21 protein-coding genes, 1 tRNA gene and 1 pseudogene are annotated in these 15622 nt (G+C 38.7%); 6 read left to right on the top strand and 17 right to left on the bottom strand.

What is annotated here, in order from left to right; all coding sequences use genetic code 11:
* On the bottom strand, nt 1-532 hold a 532-nt coding region (locus Aba26S_RS19055), incomplete at its 3' end, for a DUF3916 domain-containing protein (RefSeq protein ID WP_043974329.1).
* 73 nt (nt 533-605) lie between these two features.
* Nucleotides 606-2594, bottom strand: a complete 1989-nt coding sequence (gene tkt / locus Aba26S_RS19050) for a transketolase (RefSeq protein WP_043974326.1) — start codon at nt 2592-2594, stop codon at nt 606-608.
* A 383-nt stretch (nt 2595-2977) separates the two neighbouring features.
* On the opposite strand from tkt, the gene metK reads away from it, so the two are divergent.
* Entirely contained in the window at nt 2978-4144 is a 1167-nt protein-coding gene (gene metK, locus Aba26S_RS19045; protein WP_043974324.1) for a methionine adenosyltransferase, read from the top strand.
* Between the two features lie 59 nt (nt 4145-4203).
* Here the strand turns inward: metK and Aba26S_RS19040 are convergent, their stop codons facing one another.
* On the bottom strand, nt 4204-4461 hold the full coding sequence (locus Aba26S_RS19040; protein WP_005241046.1) for a hypothetical protein: 258 nt from the start codon (nt 4459-4461) through the stop codon (nt 4204-4206).
* Nucleotides 4462-4703: 242 nt separating this feature from the next.
* On the opposite strand from Aba26S_RS19040, the gene Aba26S_RS19035 reads away from it, so the two are divergent.
* Nucleotides 4704-4889, top strand: coding sequence for a hypothetical protein (locus Aba26S_RS19035; RefSeq protein WP_043974321.1), 186 nt, complete (start codon nt 4704-4706; stop codon nt 4887-4889).
* A 53-nt stretch (nt 4890-4942) separates the two neighbouring features.
* On the opposite strand, the gene Aba26S_RS19030 is transcribed toward Aba26S_RS19035, so the two are convergent.
* The 11 genes and pseudogenes from Aba26S_RS19030 to Aba26S_RS18995 all read right to left on the bottom strand — a co-directional run bounded on the left by Aba26S_RS19030 (nt 4943) and on the right by Aba26S_RS18995 (nt 9331).
* The gene (locus Aba26S_RS19030) at nt 4943-5503 is read right to left on the bottom strand and encodes an FxsA family protein (protein ID WP_043974318.1); all 561 of its coding nucleotides are present in this window, start codon (nt 5501-5503) and stop codon (nt 4943-4945) included.
* 186 nt (nt 5504-5689) lie between these two features.
* Nucleotides 5690-6124, bottom strand: a complete 435-nt coding sequence (locus Aba26S_RS19025; RefSeq protein WP_005241040.1) for a DUF333 domain-containing protein — start codon at nt 6122-6124, stop codon at nt 5690-5692.
* Between the two features lie 96 nt (nt 6125-6220).
* The gene (locus Aba26S_RS21515; RefSeq protein ID WP_227541446.1) at nt 6221-6508 is read right to left on the bottom strand and encodes a hypothetical protein; all 288 of its coding nucleotides are present in this window, start codon (nt 6506-6508) and stop codon (nt 6221-6223) included.
* Nucleotides 6509-6529: 21 nt separating this feature from the next.
* Nucleotides 6530-6802: a hypothetical protein gene (locus Aba26S_RS21510; protein WP_005241037.1), complete on the bottom strand. Its 273-nt coding sequence runs from the start codon at nt 6800-6802 to the stop codon at nt 6530-6532.
* A gap of 2 nt (nt 6803-6804) precedes the next feature.
* Nucleotides 6805-6966, bottom strand: coding sequence for a hypothetical protein (locus Aba26S_RS21200; RefSeq protein WP_005241035.1), 162 nt, complete (start codon nt 6964-6966; stop codon nt 6805-6807).
* Between the two features lie 218 nt (nt 6967-7184).
* A pseudogene (locus Aba26S_RS19015) lies at nt 7185-7346 on the bottom strand (FAD-dependent oxidoreductase); the annotation flags it as partial.
* 135 nt (nt 7347-7481) lie between these two features.
* Complete coding sequence (locus tag Aba26S_RS21585) at nt 7482-7613, bottom strand: hypothetical protein (protein ID WP_264641552.1); 132 nt, start codon at nt 7611-7613, stop codon at nt 7482-7484.
* Between the two features lie 237 nt (nt 7614-7850).
* On the bottom strand, nt 7851-8060 hold the full coding sequence (locus Aba26S_RS19010) for a cold-shock protein (protein ID WP_005241032.1): 210 nt from the start codon (nt 8058-8060) through the stop codon (nt 7851-7853).
* Nucleotides 8061-8511: 451 nt separating this feature from the next.
* A complete protein-coding gene (locus tag Aba26S_RS19005; protein ID WP_004653101.1) occupies nt 8512-8721 on the bottom strand; it encodes a cold-shock protein in 210 nt (69 codons plus the stop codon).
* Nucleotides 8722-8831: 110 nt separating this feature from the next.
* Nucleotides 8832-9065, bottom strand: coding sequence for a hypothetical protein (locus Aba26S_RS19000; RefSeq protein ID WP_005241029.1), 234 nt, complete (start codon nt 9063-9065; stop codon nt 8832-8834).
* A 189-nt stretch (nt 9066-9254) separates the two neighbouring features.
* Nucleotides 9255-9331 (bottom strand) — tRNA-Met (locus Aba26S_RS18995).
* Nucleotides 9332-9650: 319 nt separating this feature from the next.
* Between Aba26S_RS18995 and ruvC the strand changes: the two genes are divergently transcribed.
* Nucleotides 9651-10196, top strand: a complete 546-nt coding sequence (gene ruvC / locus Aba26S_RS18990) for a crossover junction endodeoxyribonuclease RuvC (RefSeq protein WP_005241027.1) — start codon at nt 9651-9653, stop codon at nt 10194-10196.
* Between the two features lie 36 nt (nt 10197-10232).
* Nucleotides 10233-10628: a hypothetical protein gene (locus Aba26S_RS18985; protein WP_043974315.1), complete on the top strand. Its 396-nt coding sequence runs from the start codon at nt 10233-10235 to the stop codon at nt 10626-10628.
* Nucleotides 10629-10684: 56 nt separating this feature from the next.
* Here the strand turns inward: Aba26S_RS18985 and Aba26S_RS18980 are convergent, their stop codons facing one another.
* Complete coding sequence (locus tag Aba26S_RS18980) at nt 10685-12172, bottom strand: bifunctional ADP-dependent NAD(P)H-hydrate dehydratase/NAD(P)H-hydrate epimerase (protein ID WP_043974312.1); 1488 nt, start codon at nt 12170-12172, stop codon at nt 10685-10687.
* 23 nt (nt 12173-12195) lie between these two features.
* Here Aba26S_RS18980 and queG point away from each other — a divergent pair, with 23 nt between their 5' ends.
* Nucleotides 12196-13320 (top strand): tRNA epoxyqueuosine(34) reductase QueG, encoded by a 1125-nt coding sequence (queG, locus tag Aba26S_RS18975; protein ID WP_010590212.1) that lies wholly within the window; start codon nt 12196-12198, stop codon nt 13318-13320.
* Nucleotides 13321-13411: 91 nt separating this feature from the next.
* Entirely contained in the window at nt 13412-14401 is a 990-nt protein-coding gene (gene bioB / locus Aba26S_RS18970) for a biotin synthase BioB (RefSeq protein ID WP_043974309.1), read from the top strand.
* Between the two features lie 43 nt (nt 14402-14444).
* Here bioB and Aba26S_RS18965 read toward each other — a convergent pair whose 3' ends face one another.
* Nucleotides 14445-14657 carry a hypothetical protein gene (locus tag Aba26S_RS18965; protein WP_043974304.1) on the bottom strand — a complete coding sequence of 71 codons (213 nt, stop codon included), beginning with the start codon at nt 14655-14657 and terminating at the stop codon, nt 14445-14447.
* A 126-nt stretch (nt 14658-14783) separates the two neighbouring features.
* Nucleotides 14784-15131, bottom strand: a complete 348-nt coding sequence (locus tag Aba26S_RS18960; protein WP_016652620.1) for a hypothetical protein — start codon at nt 15129-15131, stop codon at nt 14784-14786.
* Nucleotides 15132-15622 lie beyond the last annotated feature (491 nt).

Here is a 15622-nt window from a genome sequence, read left to right as displayed (position 1 = left end):
AAGTTTCAATAAAGTACCACTGATCAGCTATATAATTCGCTGATTCATCCTTCAGATCAATATAATGAATACGTATTCCTCGTTCATACATGTGATCAGGAATTTGTAGCCTCCAATTTTTGGCCAAACTTAGCCTGTCCGCTAAAAGATATTGGGGATCATAAGAACCTGCCGATAAGGTATGGGCATTAAAATAATCTTCATCTAAATATAAACAAATTTCACTAGCAAACATATCTGGTTGCACAATGACACATGCCACTTTACAGAATTTTAGTCCTTGAGGTTTTGCTTCAATTAAATACTGACAAGCATTAATAAGATATTGAGCACACTCAGCCTTTATTTCTTGTTGAGCATGTTTTCCTTGAACCATATTCATGGGTACAGGTATCTTCCAATTATAATATCGCTCTTTATACCCCTCTAAATCAGGAAAATATCCTTTAAAACTTTCACTCCAACACTTAAAATTTCTTAGTTTACGTGGAATTCCCCGTTCTTTTTTATTTGATAATGCAAACCGTCTCATTTTTATATTCCATTTAATCATCATAAAAAAAAGCGCCCTTAATCAGGACGCTTTTTTATACAACTTAATTCAATTAAGCAGTCAATTCTTTAACCGCAGCAACAACCGCTTCACTGGTGATACCGAAGAATTGGAACAAGTCTTTTGCTGGTGCAGATTCGCCGTAAGTCGTCATACCGATCACTTTGCCGTCTAAACCAACAAACTTCCACCAGTAATCCACATGAGCCGCTTCTACCGCTACACGCGCGCGGATATGCGCTGGTAATACCGCTTCACGATATGCAGCATCTTGCTTCATAAACTCTTCAGCACATGGCATAGACACAACACGCACACCTTCAAGCTGTGCATATGCTTCCATCGCCAATGAAACTTCTGAACCTGTTGCGATGATAATTGCTTTTAACTCGCCTTTTTCTTCAGCAAGTACATAACCACCTTTTGCAACGTTTTGAATTTGAGCTTCATTACGTGCTTGGAATGGCAAGTTTTGACGAGAGAAGATTAACGCTGATGGGCCATCTTTACGTTGAAGTGCAGATTTCCAAGAAACAGCTGCTTCAACTGTGTCACATGGACGCCAAGTATTTAAGTTCGGCGTACCGCGTAACGATGCAATTTGTTCGATTGGTTGATGCGTTGGACCATCTTCACCTAAACCGATCGAGTCGTGCGTATACACATGAATCACACGTTGCTTCATCAATGCAGACATACGTACAGCATTGCGTGCATATTCCATAAACATCAAGAATGTTGCAACGTAAGGAACAAAACCACCGTGTAAAGCCACACCGTTTGCAATTGCGGTCATACCGAATTCACGAACACCGTAATACACATAGTTACCCGCAGGGTTGTCTTGTACGCCTTGGCAACCTTTCCAAAGTGTTAAGTTAGAACCCGCCAAGTCAGCAGAACCACCTAATAACTCAGGAAGTAATGGACCAAAGGCCTGTAAGGTATTTTGGCTTGCTTTACGTGTTGCAATGGTTTCTGCTTTTGCGTTGGTTTCAGCAATAAATGCATCTGCCTGTGCAGCAAATTCAGCAGGTAAATCGCCATTGATACGACGTAATAATTCAGCCGCTTCAGTTGGATATTTTGCTTGGTATTGAGCGAACAATTCATTCCAAGCTGCTTCAGACGTTTGACCTTTTGCTTTTGCATCCCAAGCTGCATATACATCTTCAGGAATAACAAATGAATCTTCTTTCCAGCCTAATGCTTCACGGGTTAAAACGATTTCGTCTTTACCCAATGGTGCACCATGGCAATCTTCTTTACCTTGTTTATTTGGTGAACCTAGACCAATAATCGTTTTACAGATAATGATCGTTGGTTTATTGGTTTCAGCTTTCGCTTCAACAGTTGCTTGGCGAATGGCAGCGGCATCATGGCCGTCTACACGAAGAACTTGCCAACCATACGCTTTGAAACGCTGTTCAGTGTCATCACTGAACCAACCTTCAACTTCACCATCAATCGAAATACCATTGTCATCATAGTACGCAACAAGTTTACCGAGACCCAGAGTACCTGCAAGTGAACATACTTCGTGAGAAATACCTTCCATCAAACAGCCATCACCCAAGAAACAGTAAGTGAAGTGATCAACAACATTTAAACCGTCTTTATTGAACTGAGCGGCCAAAGTTTTTTCAGCTAAAGCGAAACCAACCGCATTGGCAATACCCTGCCCCAAAGGACCTGTTGTAGTTTCAATACCAGGCGCATAACCATATTCAGGGTGGCCAGGTGTTTTAGAATGTAATTGACGGAATTGCTTTAAATCTTCAATAGATAAATCATAACCAGTCAAATGCAATAATGCGTATTGCAACATTGAACCATGGCCATTCGACAATACGAAACGGTCGCGGTTCGCCCATTGCGGGTTGCTTGGGTTATGATTTAAAAATTCACGCCAAACCACATCAGCGATATCTGCCATCCCCATTGGTGCACCTGGATGCCCTGAGTTTGCTTGTTGCACAGCATCCATTGCCAAGACACGAATTGCGTTTGCAATACGACGTTCATTTAAAGGGGTTGTCATAAGTCAGAATCCGATTAAATCAAATAAGATGAGAGAAGATGAGAAACCATCTTTCAAAAACTGAGACTATTGTCTTAAAAAAACGACAGTGGGTAAAGTGCAATACACGATATTTCTTATTTTTCCCGCATTCATTTGGTATTCTGAGGGCAAATGTTCATGTGATAAACAGCTCACATAATATTAGTACCTGAATTTTACTTCTGAATTACAAATTTATTCATATAGAAAACACCAAATATCACTTTTACTGATACTCATATCAATAAAAACATCATGAAAATGAAATAAATTCATGCTTTTTAGTCAGCTTGTGCTAGTCCTATGCGCCAAGTCGATGTAACATACTCTGTCTTTTTGAAAATACCAATGATAGGACGTTCATGCGCGAGTATGCTGTTTTTACTTCAGAATCTGTAAGCGAAGGTCATCCAGACAAAATGGCTGACCAAATTAGCGATGCAATTTTAGATGCAATCCTAAAAGAAGACCCGTATGCGCGTGTCGCTTGTGAAACATTAGTAAAAACAGGTGCGGTTGTTCTTGCTGGTGAAATCACAACCACAGCAAATGTGGACTTTGAAGCGATTGTACGTCAAACCGTAAACGGAATTGGCTACCACCATTCTGACCTCGGTTTTGATGGTTCAACCTGTGCTGTAATTAACATGATCGGGAAACAGTCTCCCGAGATTGCACAAGGTGTTGACCGCCAGAAACCGGAAGATCAAGGTGCTGGTGACCAAGGTCTTATGTTTGGTTATGCAAGCCGAGAGACAGATGTACTCATGCCTGCTCCAATCTCTTATGCGCACCGCTTAATGGAGCGTCAAGCAGAATTACGTCGTTCTGGTATTTTACCGTGGTTACGCCCAGATGCGAAAAGCCAAGTCACTTTTGCTTATGAAAATGGCAAACCAGTACGTTTAGACGCTGTTGTACTATCTACTCAACACGACCCTGAAATTTCTCAAATTCAGCTTAAAGAAGCGATTATTGAAGAAATCGTTAAGCCGATCATCCCTGCTGAAATGTTCCATGCCGGTACGAAATTCCATATCAATCCAACAGGTATGTTTGTGATTGGCGGTCCTGTAGGTGACTGTGGTTTAACAGGCCGTAAAATTATTGTCGATACTTATGGTGGTATGGCACGACATGGTGGTGGTGCTTTCTCTGGTAAAGATCCATCGAAAGTTGACCGCTCTGCTGCTTATGCTGGCCGTTATGTGGCAAAAAATATTGTTGCTGCTGGTTTGGCAGACAAATGTGAAATCCAAGTGAGTTATGCAATTGGTGTGGCAGAACCAACATCGATTTCTATCAATACCTTCAATACTGGTAAAGTATCAGATGAACTAATCATTCAATTGGTGCGTGAACACTTTGATCTACGTCCATACGGAATCACACGTATGTTGAATCTGATTCAGCCGATGTATAAGCAAACTGCAGCTTATGGCCACTTTGGTCGCGAAGGTTCTGATTCTGCGTTTACTTGGGAAAAAACAGACAAAGTTGAAATCCTTAAAGATGCTGCTGGATTGTAATCCGCACTGCTCTTTCATAAAAAAGCTCGCAAATGCGAGCTTTTTTATTTCCCCCAAGATTATTTACTTGAATTGGTATTATCTTGTTTAAACATTTCAAATAGGGAGGTGTTTTGAACAGGTTGATCTTCTTGATGATGTTGAGTATATAAATGCGCAAGCTTGATCACCACAACTACAGCCAAACAAGCTGCAACACAAAACATCCATAAACCATACGGGCTACGAATATGATGAGAACCGCAATATGGGCACTCTTTATCTGTTGATGCGACGACCTTGTCACAACATGCACAATGATATTGATATAACATCATTTATTCCTCCTACCACTTATTTTTTATTTTCTTTTTACAACAATTTCAAATGTTGCAATTTTATCCTAAGAGAAAAAAAACGAGAATTCAATCTTGTTTTCTGACCTACGCATTCAAATTAACAAATTTTTATGACAATTTGGTTAGACTCCTATTTTCAATAAAATCTTTAAGTTATTAATATTATTTTGATCTTTCACGTAATTTGCTAAAATAAGCTATTTACGAATTGTGGGATAAGCATGACCCAACTAATCAACAAAGGTGGATTTCGCGAACGAGCCAATCGCAGTCGAAAATACAAACAGTCTGAAAATGAAATCACCACACTACCACCAAGCCATTACCAGCCACAAACTAAAGAGATAGGCCAACCTGCTGGTTTAAACCAAACATCAAGCCAGCAATATAAAAAAGATGACGCATAAAAAAAGCACACTTTAGAGAGTGTGCTTTTCTTGATTTGAAACTTATTAAAAAATCAGTTCACATCTTTAAATTCAATTTTCTTTTGATCAGGCTTCACTTCACGTGCTTCACCGTCAATAATGCTTGAATCACGGTATTGACCACCACTCTGCTGATTTTGCATATCCTGCATTTGACGCATCAGATCAGCAAACGGGTTCTGGCCAGCAGCACCTCCCCCCATTCCACCCATCATTTTTTCCATCATGGCTTGTTGACGTTTCGCCATGGTTTTCATTAAAGCATTACGGAATGCTGTCTGAACCGATGGAATCAATATCAATACCGCCAAAAAATCAGAAATCAAGCCTGGAATCATTAACAGAAAACCAGACATTGCAATTGCAAGCTTCTTGGTGACTGCTGGATCATTACCCATTTGACCACTCATCTGCATTTGCTGTAATTGCGGCATAATGCTTGATGTACTTGAACGAACCATATTCAAGCCAATGAAGAATGCGATAATAAACCAGAAAAACACATACCACATACTTCCAACGAGGTCACCCACGCCAATCCAGACCAAAACTTCAGCAATTGTGCCAAATACCACGATAAGAAGTAGATTCATGTCAAATCTCGAAATTAAAACCTTGTGCAATCTTGATGAATCAGTCTTGACACAACAAATAAAATAAACTTAATAAACTAATTGATGGGTACATTTCTCAATTTATCAAGTCTTCTGTAACCACTCGTATAAAAAAGCTCCCAATTAAATTTAATCTAATTGAGAGCCCAAATACTCTTTTAACAATTAGCCACAAGTCGCCTGAATAATCTTTTTAGACTTAGGATCAATCGTTACCGTTACACGATTTTCACGATAATCCATAGTAACAGGCTGATTTGGTCCAACACTGCGAACAATTTCCGACTTGGTCTTTTGTTTGATCTGCTCTTCGCTTAATCCTGACTGACCAATAAGCTTTGTCGCTTCATCAGCTAGACATTTTGGCTGGCTTGCACGAAACAATGCCCACTCCTCAACCACTTTACCGTTTGGCAGCTTACAGTATCCAACCTGACCATTAGCTTCATTACGAATTTCCAACTGGCCACCTTGCTCTACACAATATTTACTGGCAGGGTTTGCCATACCAATTTTTGGTGGCGTCATCTCTTTATTTGGTGTTGCTGAACACGCTGCCAATGAGGCTACAATTGCACCTAAAAGTAAGATCTTTTTCATGATTTGAATTCTGATAAAGTAAAAAGCAAAGATAACAAAATAATTTAGATTATTATGTCTATGATTTGAAACAGGAAGAAACCATATTTCCCCTCATCATAATTTACTTAAAGCACTCATAAACTTCTTAAATACATTCATTTTAGGTTTGTTTATCAGACTACCATATTGTTTATCTGTTATCTTTCTTAAGCGGTATTTCATCTCGCAGGCTATTTCTTCATTTTCGCTTTGTGCATATTGCCTTATTAAAGCTATCGCTTCTTCAGTACCAATATCCGCTAAGGCATGACTAAACCATTTTGTGATGACCCCATCATCATCAGAAGCCGTATACTTAAACCGCTTAAAACACTGCTCTAGAACCTTTGCAATACTAGCCACACTTGATGGATGGGCAATATCTTACAGCTCTTTTGTTACCATTTGATGCTGGTCATGCCCATCTAACAATAATAAATGATTTAAAGCAGAAACCCTGATCTCTTGATTCTCCATCTCAAATACTAAATCAGCCACAAATTCAAGCATATCAGCATCACTTTGCTGAACACCACGCTCAAACATTTCAATCAAGTAAGTGAGTTTGTTTTTACCAGCAATATTCACACTTCCCCAGAATGCATCTACTTTTGCATAAAAATCCGAAACTAAATCTACCTTTAAGATACTCATCATGATTATTGAATAATAATAAACTCCAACCGAATTGCCTCATCAACCAAATAGTGCTCTTTAATGATATAAAAATAAGGTCGTGTATCAATCCACTCATCCATTTCCATGATGGCCTGTGTGTACCCCGTTACTGCTGAAAAATCTTTCACTTGTATAATATCCATAGACTTCATCCTTTTTTTATTTAGCCTAACATATTATATTTATTCATATATAGAACAAAATAAAGCCTAATCAGTCATTCGTCATAGCCTTCTACCATGCAACTTTTTCCTTGAAAAAACAGAAAAATGCCTCTCACTTAAGAGGCATTTTCCCAAAATAAGAATACGGGTTAAAACGATACCATTTTCCCTGGATTCAACATTCCTGTAACGCCGTATCAACCTTTAGACATTGCAAGCGCGATTGGCGCCAAAAAACGGCCAAATAGAATATCGCTACGCTGAATTTTAGTGAGCATTTCATAATCCGTATTCACACCAGACAAATCATCCGCAATAGCCTTACTGATACGCACCGTTTGCGCTACACCATGCCCACTCTATTTTAGATAGCGTTAATCGACAGCTAGCAACAAATTGCCAGCCAAAATCAGAAGAAACGGCAAGTTAAAATTGATCGTTGCTTAAAAGCATCGACTAGAAATTAAAAAAGCACCCGAAGGTGCTTTTCTCTCTTATAGGCTGGTCGCAATCAAGACCACAAAGCTGAACAACAACGAACCCAAAGATCTTTTACAATGTACATGAACTTCTTGCTCAAACCCTTGAGCATACGGCTCCAAGTTTTCCATAACTTTAACGCTCATTAAATGTACTACACTTGTTAATTTGCCTAATAAATTAACAAGAATAAATTAGCAAAAAGTCGTATATCTGACTAGTGCAATTTTTCAACCAAATCGTTAATTTATGACAAAAAGTGGCAGTTTATTAAAATTAATTAAAAGAAAAACAAATACGCCAAACAAAAGCCTGTTGAAAAGAATCGCGATAAAAAAAGCCCACCAATCGTGAGCTTTTTTTATCGCATGATCTAATGATTACTAGATCACAGTAATTTGAGTTGCTTGTGGTCCTTTCTTGCCTTCACCTAAAATAAATGAAACGCGTTGACCTTCTTTTAGAACTTTAAAGCCAGAGCTTTGAATTTCGCTGAAATGAGCAAAAACATCTTGTCCAGAATCTGCATGAATGAAGCCAAAACCTTTAGTTTCGTTAAACCACTTAACAGTACCAGTAACTGTATCAGACATATACTTAAACCTATATTTAAAAAATTGGGACGCTTAGCAGCAAGCAACTTGGAATCATAAACTTTGAAAGGAAATCTGATAAAACGAAAGGTTTGTCTAAAAACTACGAGATCAAAGATTTTCTGAATCAACAGTGTTATTCTTCTAGTCCATTTAACTATACACGAATTTACATTTTTCACGCAATCTCTATCTCTTTACATCAGCTAAAATGAGATTTTTCTACAGAATTTTTCACAACGAAGAGTAAGCATCATTATTTTTTTATCTTAATATTCATAAGATTAAGCAACTACAAATTCCAAATCATGCTTTTTATATAATTTTTTAACATATTATTTCATTTCCTTTGGCTCGCAAATATCTATCATTCACTGGCAGTTTCAAGCTTTTTTTGGGGCACAAAAAAAGCCCACAGAGTGTGAGCTTTTTTTTCACTGGTCTAAAGTAATTAGATAACAGTAATTAGAGTTGCTTGTGGTCCTTTTTTACCTTGACCAAGAACAAACGAAACACGTTGGCCTTCATTCAATACTTTGAAGCCCTTGCTTTGGATTTCGCTGAAATGAGCAAAAACATCTTCACCAGAGTCAGCTTGAATAAAACCAAAACCTTTAGTTTCGTTGAACCACTTAACAGTACCAGTAACTGTATCAGACATACCTTTAAACCTTTTAAACTTTGTTCATTTATGAATTAAATCAAAATTTTTACATAATGATTTAATACAATCTATCTGTATTAAATAGATACTACAAGTATGTGAACCATTTATGTCAATCGATAAAGTTGATTAACATCGGTATAGAAACTATTCCCGTCTAAATTAAAGTCAATCTCTCGACCTGATTCCAACAGTACTTTCTTTCCTACTTCCACCCATTTAAAGCCATTCAACGTATTTTGCTGACGCTTTAACGGGATGATTCGCACACAAATCTCATTGCCATTTATGGCTTTGGCTACACGCCATTCATTAATAATTTTCAACACAAAATCACTCATTCCTGAGCTCAAGTGATCGATTTGGATTTACTATAACGCTAGATTAATTGAGAGAGGATAACTACAATTCTAGAATCTAATAATTTTTAGCTTTCTTTAGGGTTATTTCAGCTAACTTAATTGCTGCTTACTCTTTAAGATAACAACAATTCAATAATCACAGAGCTAATATTCAATTAACTTTTAAATTGGTAGCGGGAGCTGGATTTGAACCAACGACCTTCGGGTTATGAGCCCGACGAGCTACCAGACTGCTCCATCCCGCATCAACATTTGATCATCACATCTGATCAATGAGATGCTTTATACGCCCATCTCCCCCACAATGCAAATTTTTTTTATAAAAATCGCATATTTTCCTTACTAACGTCTAAATTAAGTACAAATTGATCATTTTTCATTCTTTTATATAATTCTCTAAAGTGCACTTAAACCTCCCCTCAATTTGAGATTGTTTACATGTAATTTTAAGAATTGTTCAATAAAACAACTATTCTCTTATAATTCAAAATACTACAAAAAAATTATGCAGTGAAAACCCCATTATGTAACAATATTGGCAATCTTTTCTTTTTATAGTGCTTCATGTCATTAATTATTGGTATTGACCCTGGTTCACGCTTAACAGGTTATGGAATTATCGAAAAAGATGGCAATAAGCTGCGGTTTGTTGATGCAGGAACCATTCGTACTGAAACACAAGGTATGCCCGAACGTTTAAAACGTATTTTTGCAGGTGTGGAACGTATTGTTAAATTTCATGGCCCGACAGAAGCAGCGGTCGAACAAGTATTTATGGCACAAAATCCCGACTCGGCTTTAAAACTTGGTCAGGCACGGGGCGCGGCCATTGCAGCATTGGTCAATCTGGACTTACAGGTTGCAGAATACACCGCTCGCCAGATTAAACAGTCGGTTGTCGGTTACGGCGCTGCGGATAAAGAACAAGTACAAATGATGGTCATGCGTCTACTCAATTTAACCATTAAACCACAGGCCGATGCTGCCGATGCGCTTGCTGCTGCAATTTGTCATGCCCATGCTTCTGGCAGTATGAGCAAAATGGCAGTACTCAATGCTTTAGGGGGTATGGCGCGTGGACGTAGTCGTGCCAGTACCAGACGACGTTAAATTAGGAACAAACCTATAAATAAGTAAAAAACCAATATGATTAAAAGTAATCTATTAGATAAGGTCATCAAGCCTTGTATAGACTTTAAAGAAAAGTTAGAAAATTTGATTAAAGGGTACGGCTTTGTCCCCATTTCTTATTATGCTGACTCTAAGAAAGAAATTGCTCACAAAATTCTTCCCATATTACGATCATATAGAAAATTAATTATTAAAAAAGACAATATATCTCTACCTACATGGGTTGTAGACTCAAAGTATCCTCAAGATTTCAGTGATGATGAGCTAAATTACATCTGGTTGGACTATCTAAATAAAATGATTCTTGCTTTTGAGTTGGTCTTGGAAGGAAATCATAGTACAGAGGCTGAAAAACAAATCGAGGAAGGTTTGAGGTTATTTACAAGCTATTATCAGCATTTATGGGATTAATCTAAAAGCAATCGAATTAAAAAAATCTAACTCCTCCTCATCACCATCAATAAAAATTATTGATTCACCACATGATAAATCATTTCCCCCATTTTATGCGCTTGCAACCCCCTTACTCCCTTCTCAGCCAGCAGATCACCTGCCTGCGCATGCAAACTGACGATTTCATGCAAAGCAATCTGTTGATGAAATTGAGCTTTTAAACTGGCAATCATGCCTGCCAGTACATCGCCCATGCCTCCTGTTCCCATCCCCGCATTACCCTGCGTACAGATAAATAATTGTTCTTCTAAAATTAAACTACCCGCGCCTTTTAACACCCATTGCCCTGCATATTTTTGCTGTAACTGTTGAATGGCAGCGATACGGTCTTGTTCTATATCCGCAGCAGTACACCCCAAAAGTGTTGCGGCCTCACCTGAATGTGGCGTTGCATAGAGATGCTGGTTTAATTGTTGCGGATGCTTGGCCAGAAACCACAAGCCATCGGCATCAAGTACAACCTCTAAATGAGAGTTTTGCTTGAGCAAATTAAACCATTGCTGATAAATCGTTTCCGCCCACTCATCTCTTCCCAAGCCCATCCCAAAACAGACGGCATCCACCTGTGTTAATAGCTGTTGGATACCTTCTTGGTCTAAGCTATTAATATCACGCAGCATAATATTCGGTGACCGTGCCAAAATGGCTTGATGATGTTTGGCATGACAGACTACACTGACTTTGCCTGCCCCTGCATGGAAAGCAGCTTCAGCAGCCATAATGACTGCACCTCCCATCTCGGCATGTCCACCTACAACCAATACATGACCATAACTACCTTTATGCCCAAAAGCCTGACGTTTTGGCAAAACGATTTTTTCGGGTGACAGATAGGCAAATGGTTTTAAGTCTTGGTCAACTGGAATCAAACTCAGCAAATGTAGTTTTCCCACATATTGCTTGCCTTGACCCGTAAACAAGCCCGCTTTGTAGCCCAGAATCGTAAAGGTTTGATCGGCTTGTACTGCACAGGGCAACGTTTGTCCTGTATTGGCCTGTAAACCGCTGGGGATATCGATTGAAACTTTTAAACCTGTTTGCAAATTATAAAGCTGAATAATTTCTTGCCACTTTTGATCAAGTGCTCGATTGAGACCAATGCCAAATAAGGCATCAATATGACAATCAAAAGTAGGGATTTTTTGCTGAACTGCGTTTTCTGACAATAAATAATCAATGCTTTGAATATCAACTTGATGAGACTGTGCATAATCTGCGGCTTGTTTTAAATCTACTGATTGGCCGAGTTCAGTCGCATAAACAGTGATGTTAAATCCCTGCTGCTTCAGAAATGCAGCAATATAATAGCCATCGCCAGCATTATTGCCTTGCCCACACCAAACTGCGATCTTTTGAATTTTATTTTGCTGGAATTGAGGAATTAACTGTTGGGAGATTGTCCAAGCTGCTTGCTGCATGAGTCCTAAAGATGAATTTTGCTGAGCAAACCAACGCTGCTCCCATGCTTGGATACTTTGGCTATGGTAAACTACAGCTTGCATGTTTTTCTCCTTATTATCGGTTTATGGCTTCAAGCACATCTTTTCAAACACAGTCCCAGAAAATGCCTGACAAAATCGAGCTACAGCAGCTTGATTCTCAAGCGTTGAAAGACTGGATCAAAGCACAGGCATTAGACTTGGGCTTTGCTGATTGTGTCATTGCCAAACCAGATGCTCAAGATCAAATGCCACGTTTCAAAGAATATTTAGAACGCGGTTATCATGCCGATATGCACTATTTAGAAGAAAACTTGGAAAAGCGCGCTGATCCAACCTTGCTCGTTCCTGGTACAAAAAGCATTATTTGTGTGCGCATGAACTATCTTGTGGCATCACCCAAGCCCCGTTATGTGCCATTTGAACCCAATTCTGCCATTATTGCACGCTATGCACGTGGTCGTGACTATCATAAAGTCATGCGTGGACGCTTAAAGACATTAGCGACTCGTATTAAAGAAAAAGTGGGCGATTTTGAATCTCGTCCTTTTGCTGATTCAGCCCCTATCTTTGAAAAATCATTGGCTGAAAGTGCGGGTATGGGATGGACGGGTAAACATACTTTGCTGATCCATAAAAAATCAGGTTCTTTTTTTGTTTTAGGCGAATTATTCACTTCGCTTGATCTGCCTTTTGATCAGCCTGCTACTGCACATTGTGGTTCATGTACAGCCTGTATCGACATCTGCCCAACACAGGCGATTGTTGAACCCTATATGCTGGATGCCAGAAAATGTATTGCGTATTTAACCATTGAATATAAAGGCATCATTCCTGAGGAATTAAGATCGGGTATCGGTAACCGTATTTTTGGCTGTGATGATTGTCAGTTGATTTGCCCTTGGAATAGCTTTGCTAAAAAGGCTTCAATTCCAGACTTTGACCCGAGACATAACTTGGATAACATCAGTCTATTAGAGATTTGGCAATGGGATGAAGCCACTTTTCTCGCCAATACTGAAGGCAGCCCAATCCGCCGTACTGGCTACCAATCCTTTAAGCGCAATATTGCAATTGGCTTAGGAAATGCTCCATACTCGGCTGAGATCGTGACGCAATTGCAAGATGCAAAAACGCGGCACGACGAGATCGTTAATGTACATATAGATTGGGCAATTCAACAGCAATTGCAGCAAATAAAAGTACATTGAATAGAAAAATGATGTTTTTTGCCCTTTGGCTTTGGCACGATTTCTGTATGATGAATCTCAATGTCTGTAATCAATCATCATGGATATAACAATGACTTTACGTAATGACTGGACTCGTGATGAAATCCAAGCTTTATATGACCAACCTTTTCTAGACTTAGTATTTGAAGCCCAAGGTGTGCACCGTCAGCATTTCCAAGCGAATTCGATTCAGGTCAGCACATTACTTTCAATCAAAACAGGGAAATGTCCTGAAGACTGTAAGTACTGCTCGCAATCTGCTCGTTACGACTCTAAGTTAGAAGCAGAAAAGCGTATTGCTGTTGATAAAGTCATTCGTGAAGCACTTGCAGCAAAAGAATCGGGTTCATCGCGTTTCTGTATGGGCGCTGCTTGGCGTAACCCACATGAGCGTGATATGCCTTATGTGTTGGAAATGGTGCGTGAAGTCAAAGCATTGGGCCTAGAAACTTGTATGACTTTAGGGATGCTGAACCAGTCTCAAGCGGAACGCTTAAAAGATGCAGGTTTGGACTATTACAACCACAACCTAGATACATCTCGTGAATACTATTCACATATCATTAGCACACGTACTTTTGACGACCGTCTGGATACTTTAGATCATGTTCGCCAAGCAGGTATGAAAGTATGTAGTGGTGGTATTGTGGGATTAGGCGAAAGCCGTAATGACCGCATCGGTTTGTTACATGAACTTGCGACCATGCCAGTACATCCAGAGTCAGTACCCATTAACATGTTGGTTCCAATCGAAGGTACGCCTTTGGCAAATGTTGAAAAATTAGATGTCATTGAATGGATTCGCACGATTGCGGTTGCACGTATCATCATGCCTCATAGTTATATCCGTCTTTCAGCAGGTCGTGAGTCATTGAGCGATTCAGATCAGGCGCTTGCCTTTATGGCCGGTGCAAACTCACTCTTCTCTGGTGAAAAACTTCTTACCACCCCAAATGCGGGTGAAGGCAAAGATCAGGTCTTATTTGCCAAATTAGGATTGACTGCAGAAAAACCAAAACCGACGGTTGCAGAACTCTCTGTCGATGCCATGAGTGCATAAACAAAAAAGCCTTGTCAGATGACAAGGCTTTTTTTATATATGATTAAATTGATGTCACCAAAATGCCGTATTTGGCATTTAAAAACATTCCAATACGAATAACATCAACACCTGCTGCATGTGTCACTGACAATTCCTGTGTATGTACATCAAAATGAAATGAATCAAAAATGTCTTGATGCTGCATCAGCCATAGAATGGTGTCAGTAATACTGTCATCTACCGTATAGGTTTCTGCCTTAAAATCTTTATTCATAAAACTTTGTATATCTTCTATTGATCTTTTTATCATAACGGATCAACAGATTTAACGCAGCTTGTTAAAAAAACACTTAGTAAACGATATTGCTAAGTGTATAAACTCTTTATTTGCTCTTAATGCTTAAGCCACTTGTGGACTTACAATGCTTTGACCCGCTTTCAAGCTTGCAACAGCTTTTGGGTTGAACTCTAGTGTTAGCACGTGATTATCTAAATGGACATGATAAGATTGGATCAATGACTGCTGCCCCTCATCCGTTTCAAGCACGTATTCATCTGCAATATTTAAAATACCTTCTAGATTGGTGGTACTTGAGGCACGATCATGACTGAATAAGTCATAAATTGTCTGCAAATTAAAGCTTGTCTGCTGTTCCGTAGGATGGCTTTTTAAATGACTTTCTAGGAATAAAACAAACTTGTGTGCAAAGAAATAATAGTTCGGTTTGTGGGTATAAAGCATGTTCATTGAAAGCTCCTTTAACGGTGTTTTTTTCATCTAATCATGACTAAAAAACTAAGGATTTAACCTTAAAAATTTCTTAAAAGAACTTTGCGCTTTTTGTTAACGAGCTTAACAATTCAGCTAAAAACTTGATTATTCATCTAAATTATTATTCAAATTATACGAATAAAATCACATAAAAATATAATTCCTGCTATTTTTCGATCAAAAAATAATCAAATAGGCCTTTTTTATAAAAGTAAAAAACAATCAGTCTTAAGCAATATTAAACAAAACAGCTCTGAAAGTAAGTTTCAGCAAAAATAAAGTTTCCTCATATCAACAACTTATTTATGATCGGAAATTCTGATCAAAACCCCCGTAAAAAATGTGATCAGTTTGCAATTTCACAACCTACTGATATATATTTCGCACATTACTTGTTCAGCGCAAAAATTCAACTGAGAAGTAATTTTAATTCAAACTTTTAGCTGATGTATTCGAGAAACTAGGCA

Origin of the sequence: Acinetobacter sp. NBRC 110496, from assembly GCF_000876115.1 — a bacterium.
Classification (GTDB): domain Bacteria; phylum Pseudomonadota; class Gammaproteobacteria; order Pseudomonadales; family Moraxellaceae; genus Acinetobacter.
Note: the sequence above shows the minus strand (reverse complement) of the source record. Positions and strands in the feature narration are given on the sequence as shown.

Coding starts and splice junctions, on each gene's coding strand:
- ruvC (WP_005241027.1), top strand. CDS start 9,651: ATGTCATTAATTATTGGTATTGACCCTGGTTCACGCTTAACAGGTTAT.
- queG (WP_010590212.1), top strand. CDS start 12,196: ATGGCTTCAAGCACATCTTTTCAAACACAGTCCCAGAAAATGCCTGAC.
- Aba26S_RS21585 (WP_264641552.1), bottom strand. CDS start 7,613: ATGAGCGTTAAAGTTATGGAAAACTTGGAGCCGTATGCTCAAGGGTTT.
- Aba26S_RS19000 (WP_005241029.1), bottom strand. CDS start 9,065: ATGAGTGATTTTGTGTTGAAAATTATTAATGAATGGCGTGTAGCCAAA.
- bioB (WP_043974309.1), top strand. CDS start 13,412: ATGACTTTACGTAATGACTGGACTCGTGATGAAATCCAAGCTTTATAT.
- tkt (WP_043974326.1), bottom strand. CDS start 2,594: ATGACAACCCCTTTAAATGAACGTCGTATTGCAAACGCAATTCGTGTC.
- Aba26S_RS19040 (WP_005241046.1), bottom strand. CDS start 4,461: ATGATGTTATATCAATATCATTGTGCATGTTGTGACAAGGTCGTCGCA.
- Aba26S_RS19005 (WP_004653101.1), bottom strand. CDS start 8,721: ATGTCTGATACAGTTACTGGTACTGTTAAGTGGTTCAACGAAACTAAA.
- Aba26S_RS19010 (WP_005241032.1), bottom strand. CDS start 8,060: ATGTCTGATACAGTTACTGGTACTGTTAAGTGGTTTAACGAAACTAAA.
- Aba26S_RS19030 (WP_043974318.1), bottom strand. CDS start 5,503: ATGAATCTACTTCTTATCGTGGTATTTGGCACAATTGCTGAAGTTTTG.
- Aba26S_RS19035 (WP_043974321.1), top strand. CDS start 4,704: ATGACCCAACTAATCAACAAAGGTGGATTTCGCGAACGAGCCAATCGC.
- Aba26S_RS21510 (WP_005241037.1), bottom strand. CDS start 6,802: ATGATGAGTATCTTAAAGGTAGATTTAGTTTCGGATTTTTATGCAAAA.
- Aba26S_RS19025 (WP_005241040.1), bottom strand. CDS start 6,124: ATGAAAAAGATCTTACTTTTAGGTGCAATTGTAGCCTCATTGGCAGCG.
- Aba26S_RS18960 (WP_016652620.1), bottom strand. CDS start 15,131: ATGAACATGCTTTATACCCACAAACCGAACTATTATTTCTTTGCACAC.
- Aba26S_RS18965 (WP_043974304.1), bottom strand. CDS start 14,657: ATGAATAAAGATTTTAAGGCAGAAACCTATACGGTAGATGACAGTATT.
- Aba26S_RS18980 (WP_043974312.1), bottom strand. CDS start 12,172: ATGCAAGCTGTAGTTTACCATAGCCAAAGTATCCAAGCATGGGAGCAG.
- Aba26S_RS18985 (WP_043974315.1), top strand. CDS start 10,233: ATGATTAAAAGTAATCTATTAGATAAGGTCATCAAGCCTTGTATAGAC.
- Aba26S_RS21200 (WP_005241035.1), bottom strand. CDS start 6,966: ATGGATATTATACAAGTGAAAGATTTTTCAGCAGTAACGGGGTACACA.
- metK (WP_043974324.1), top strand. CDS start 2,978: ATGCGCGAGTATGCTGTTTTTACTTCAGAATCTGTAAGCGAAGGTCAT.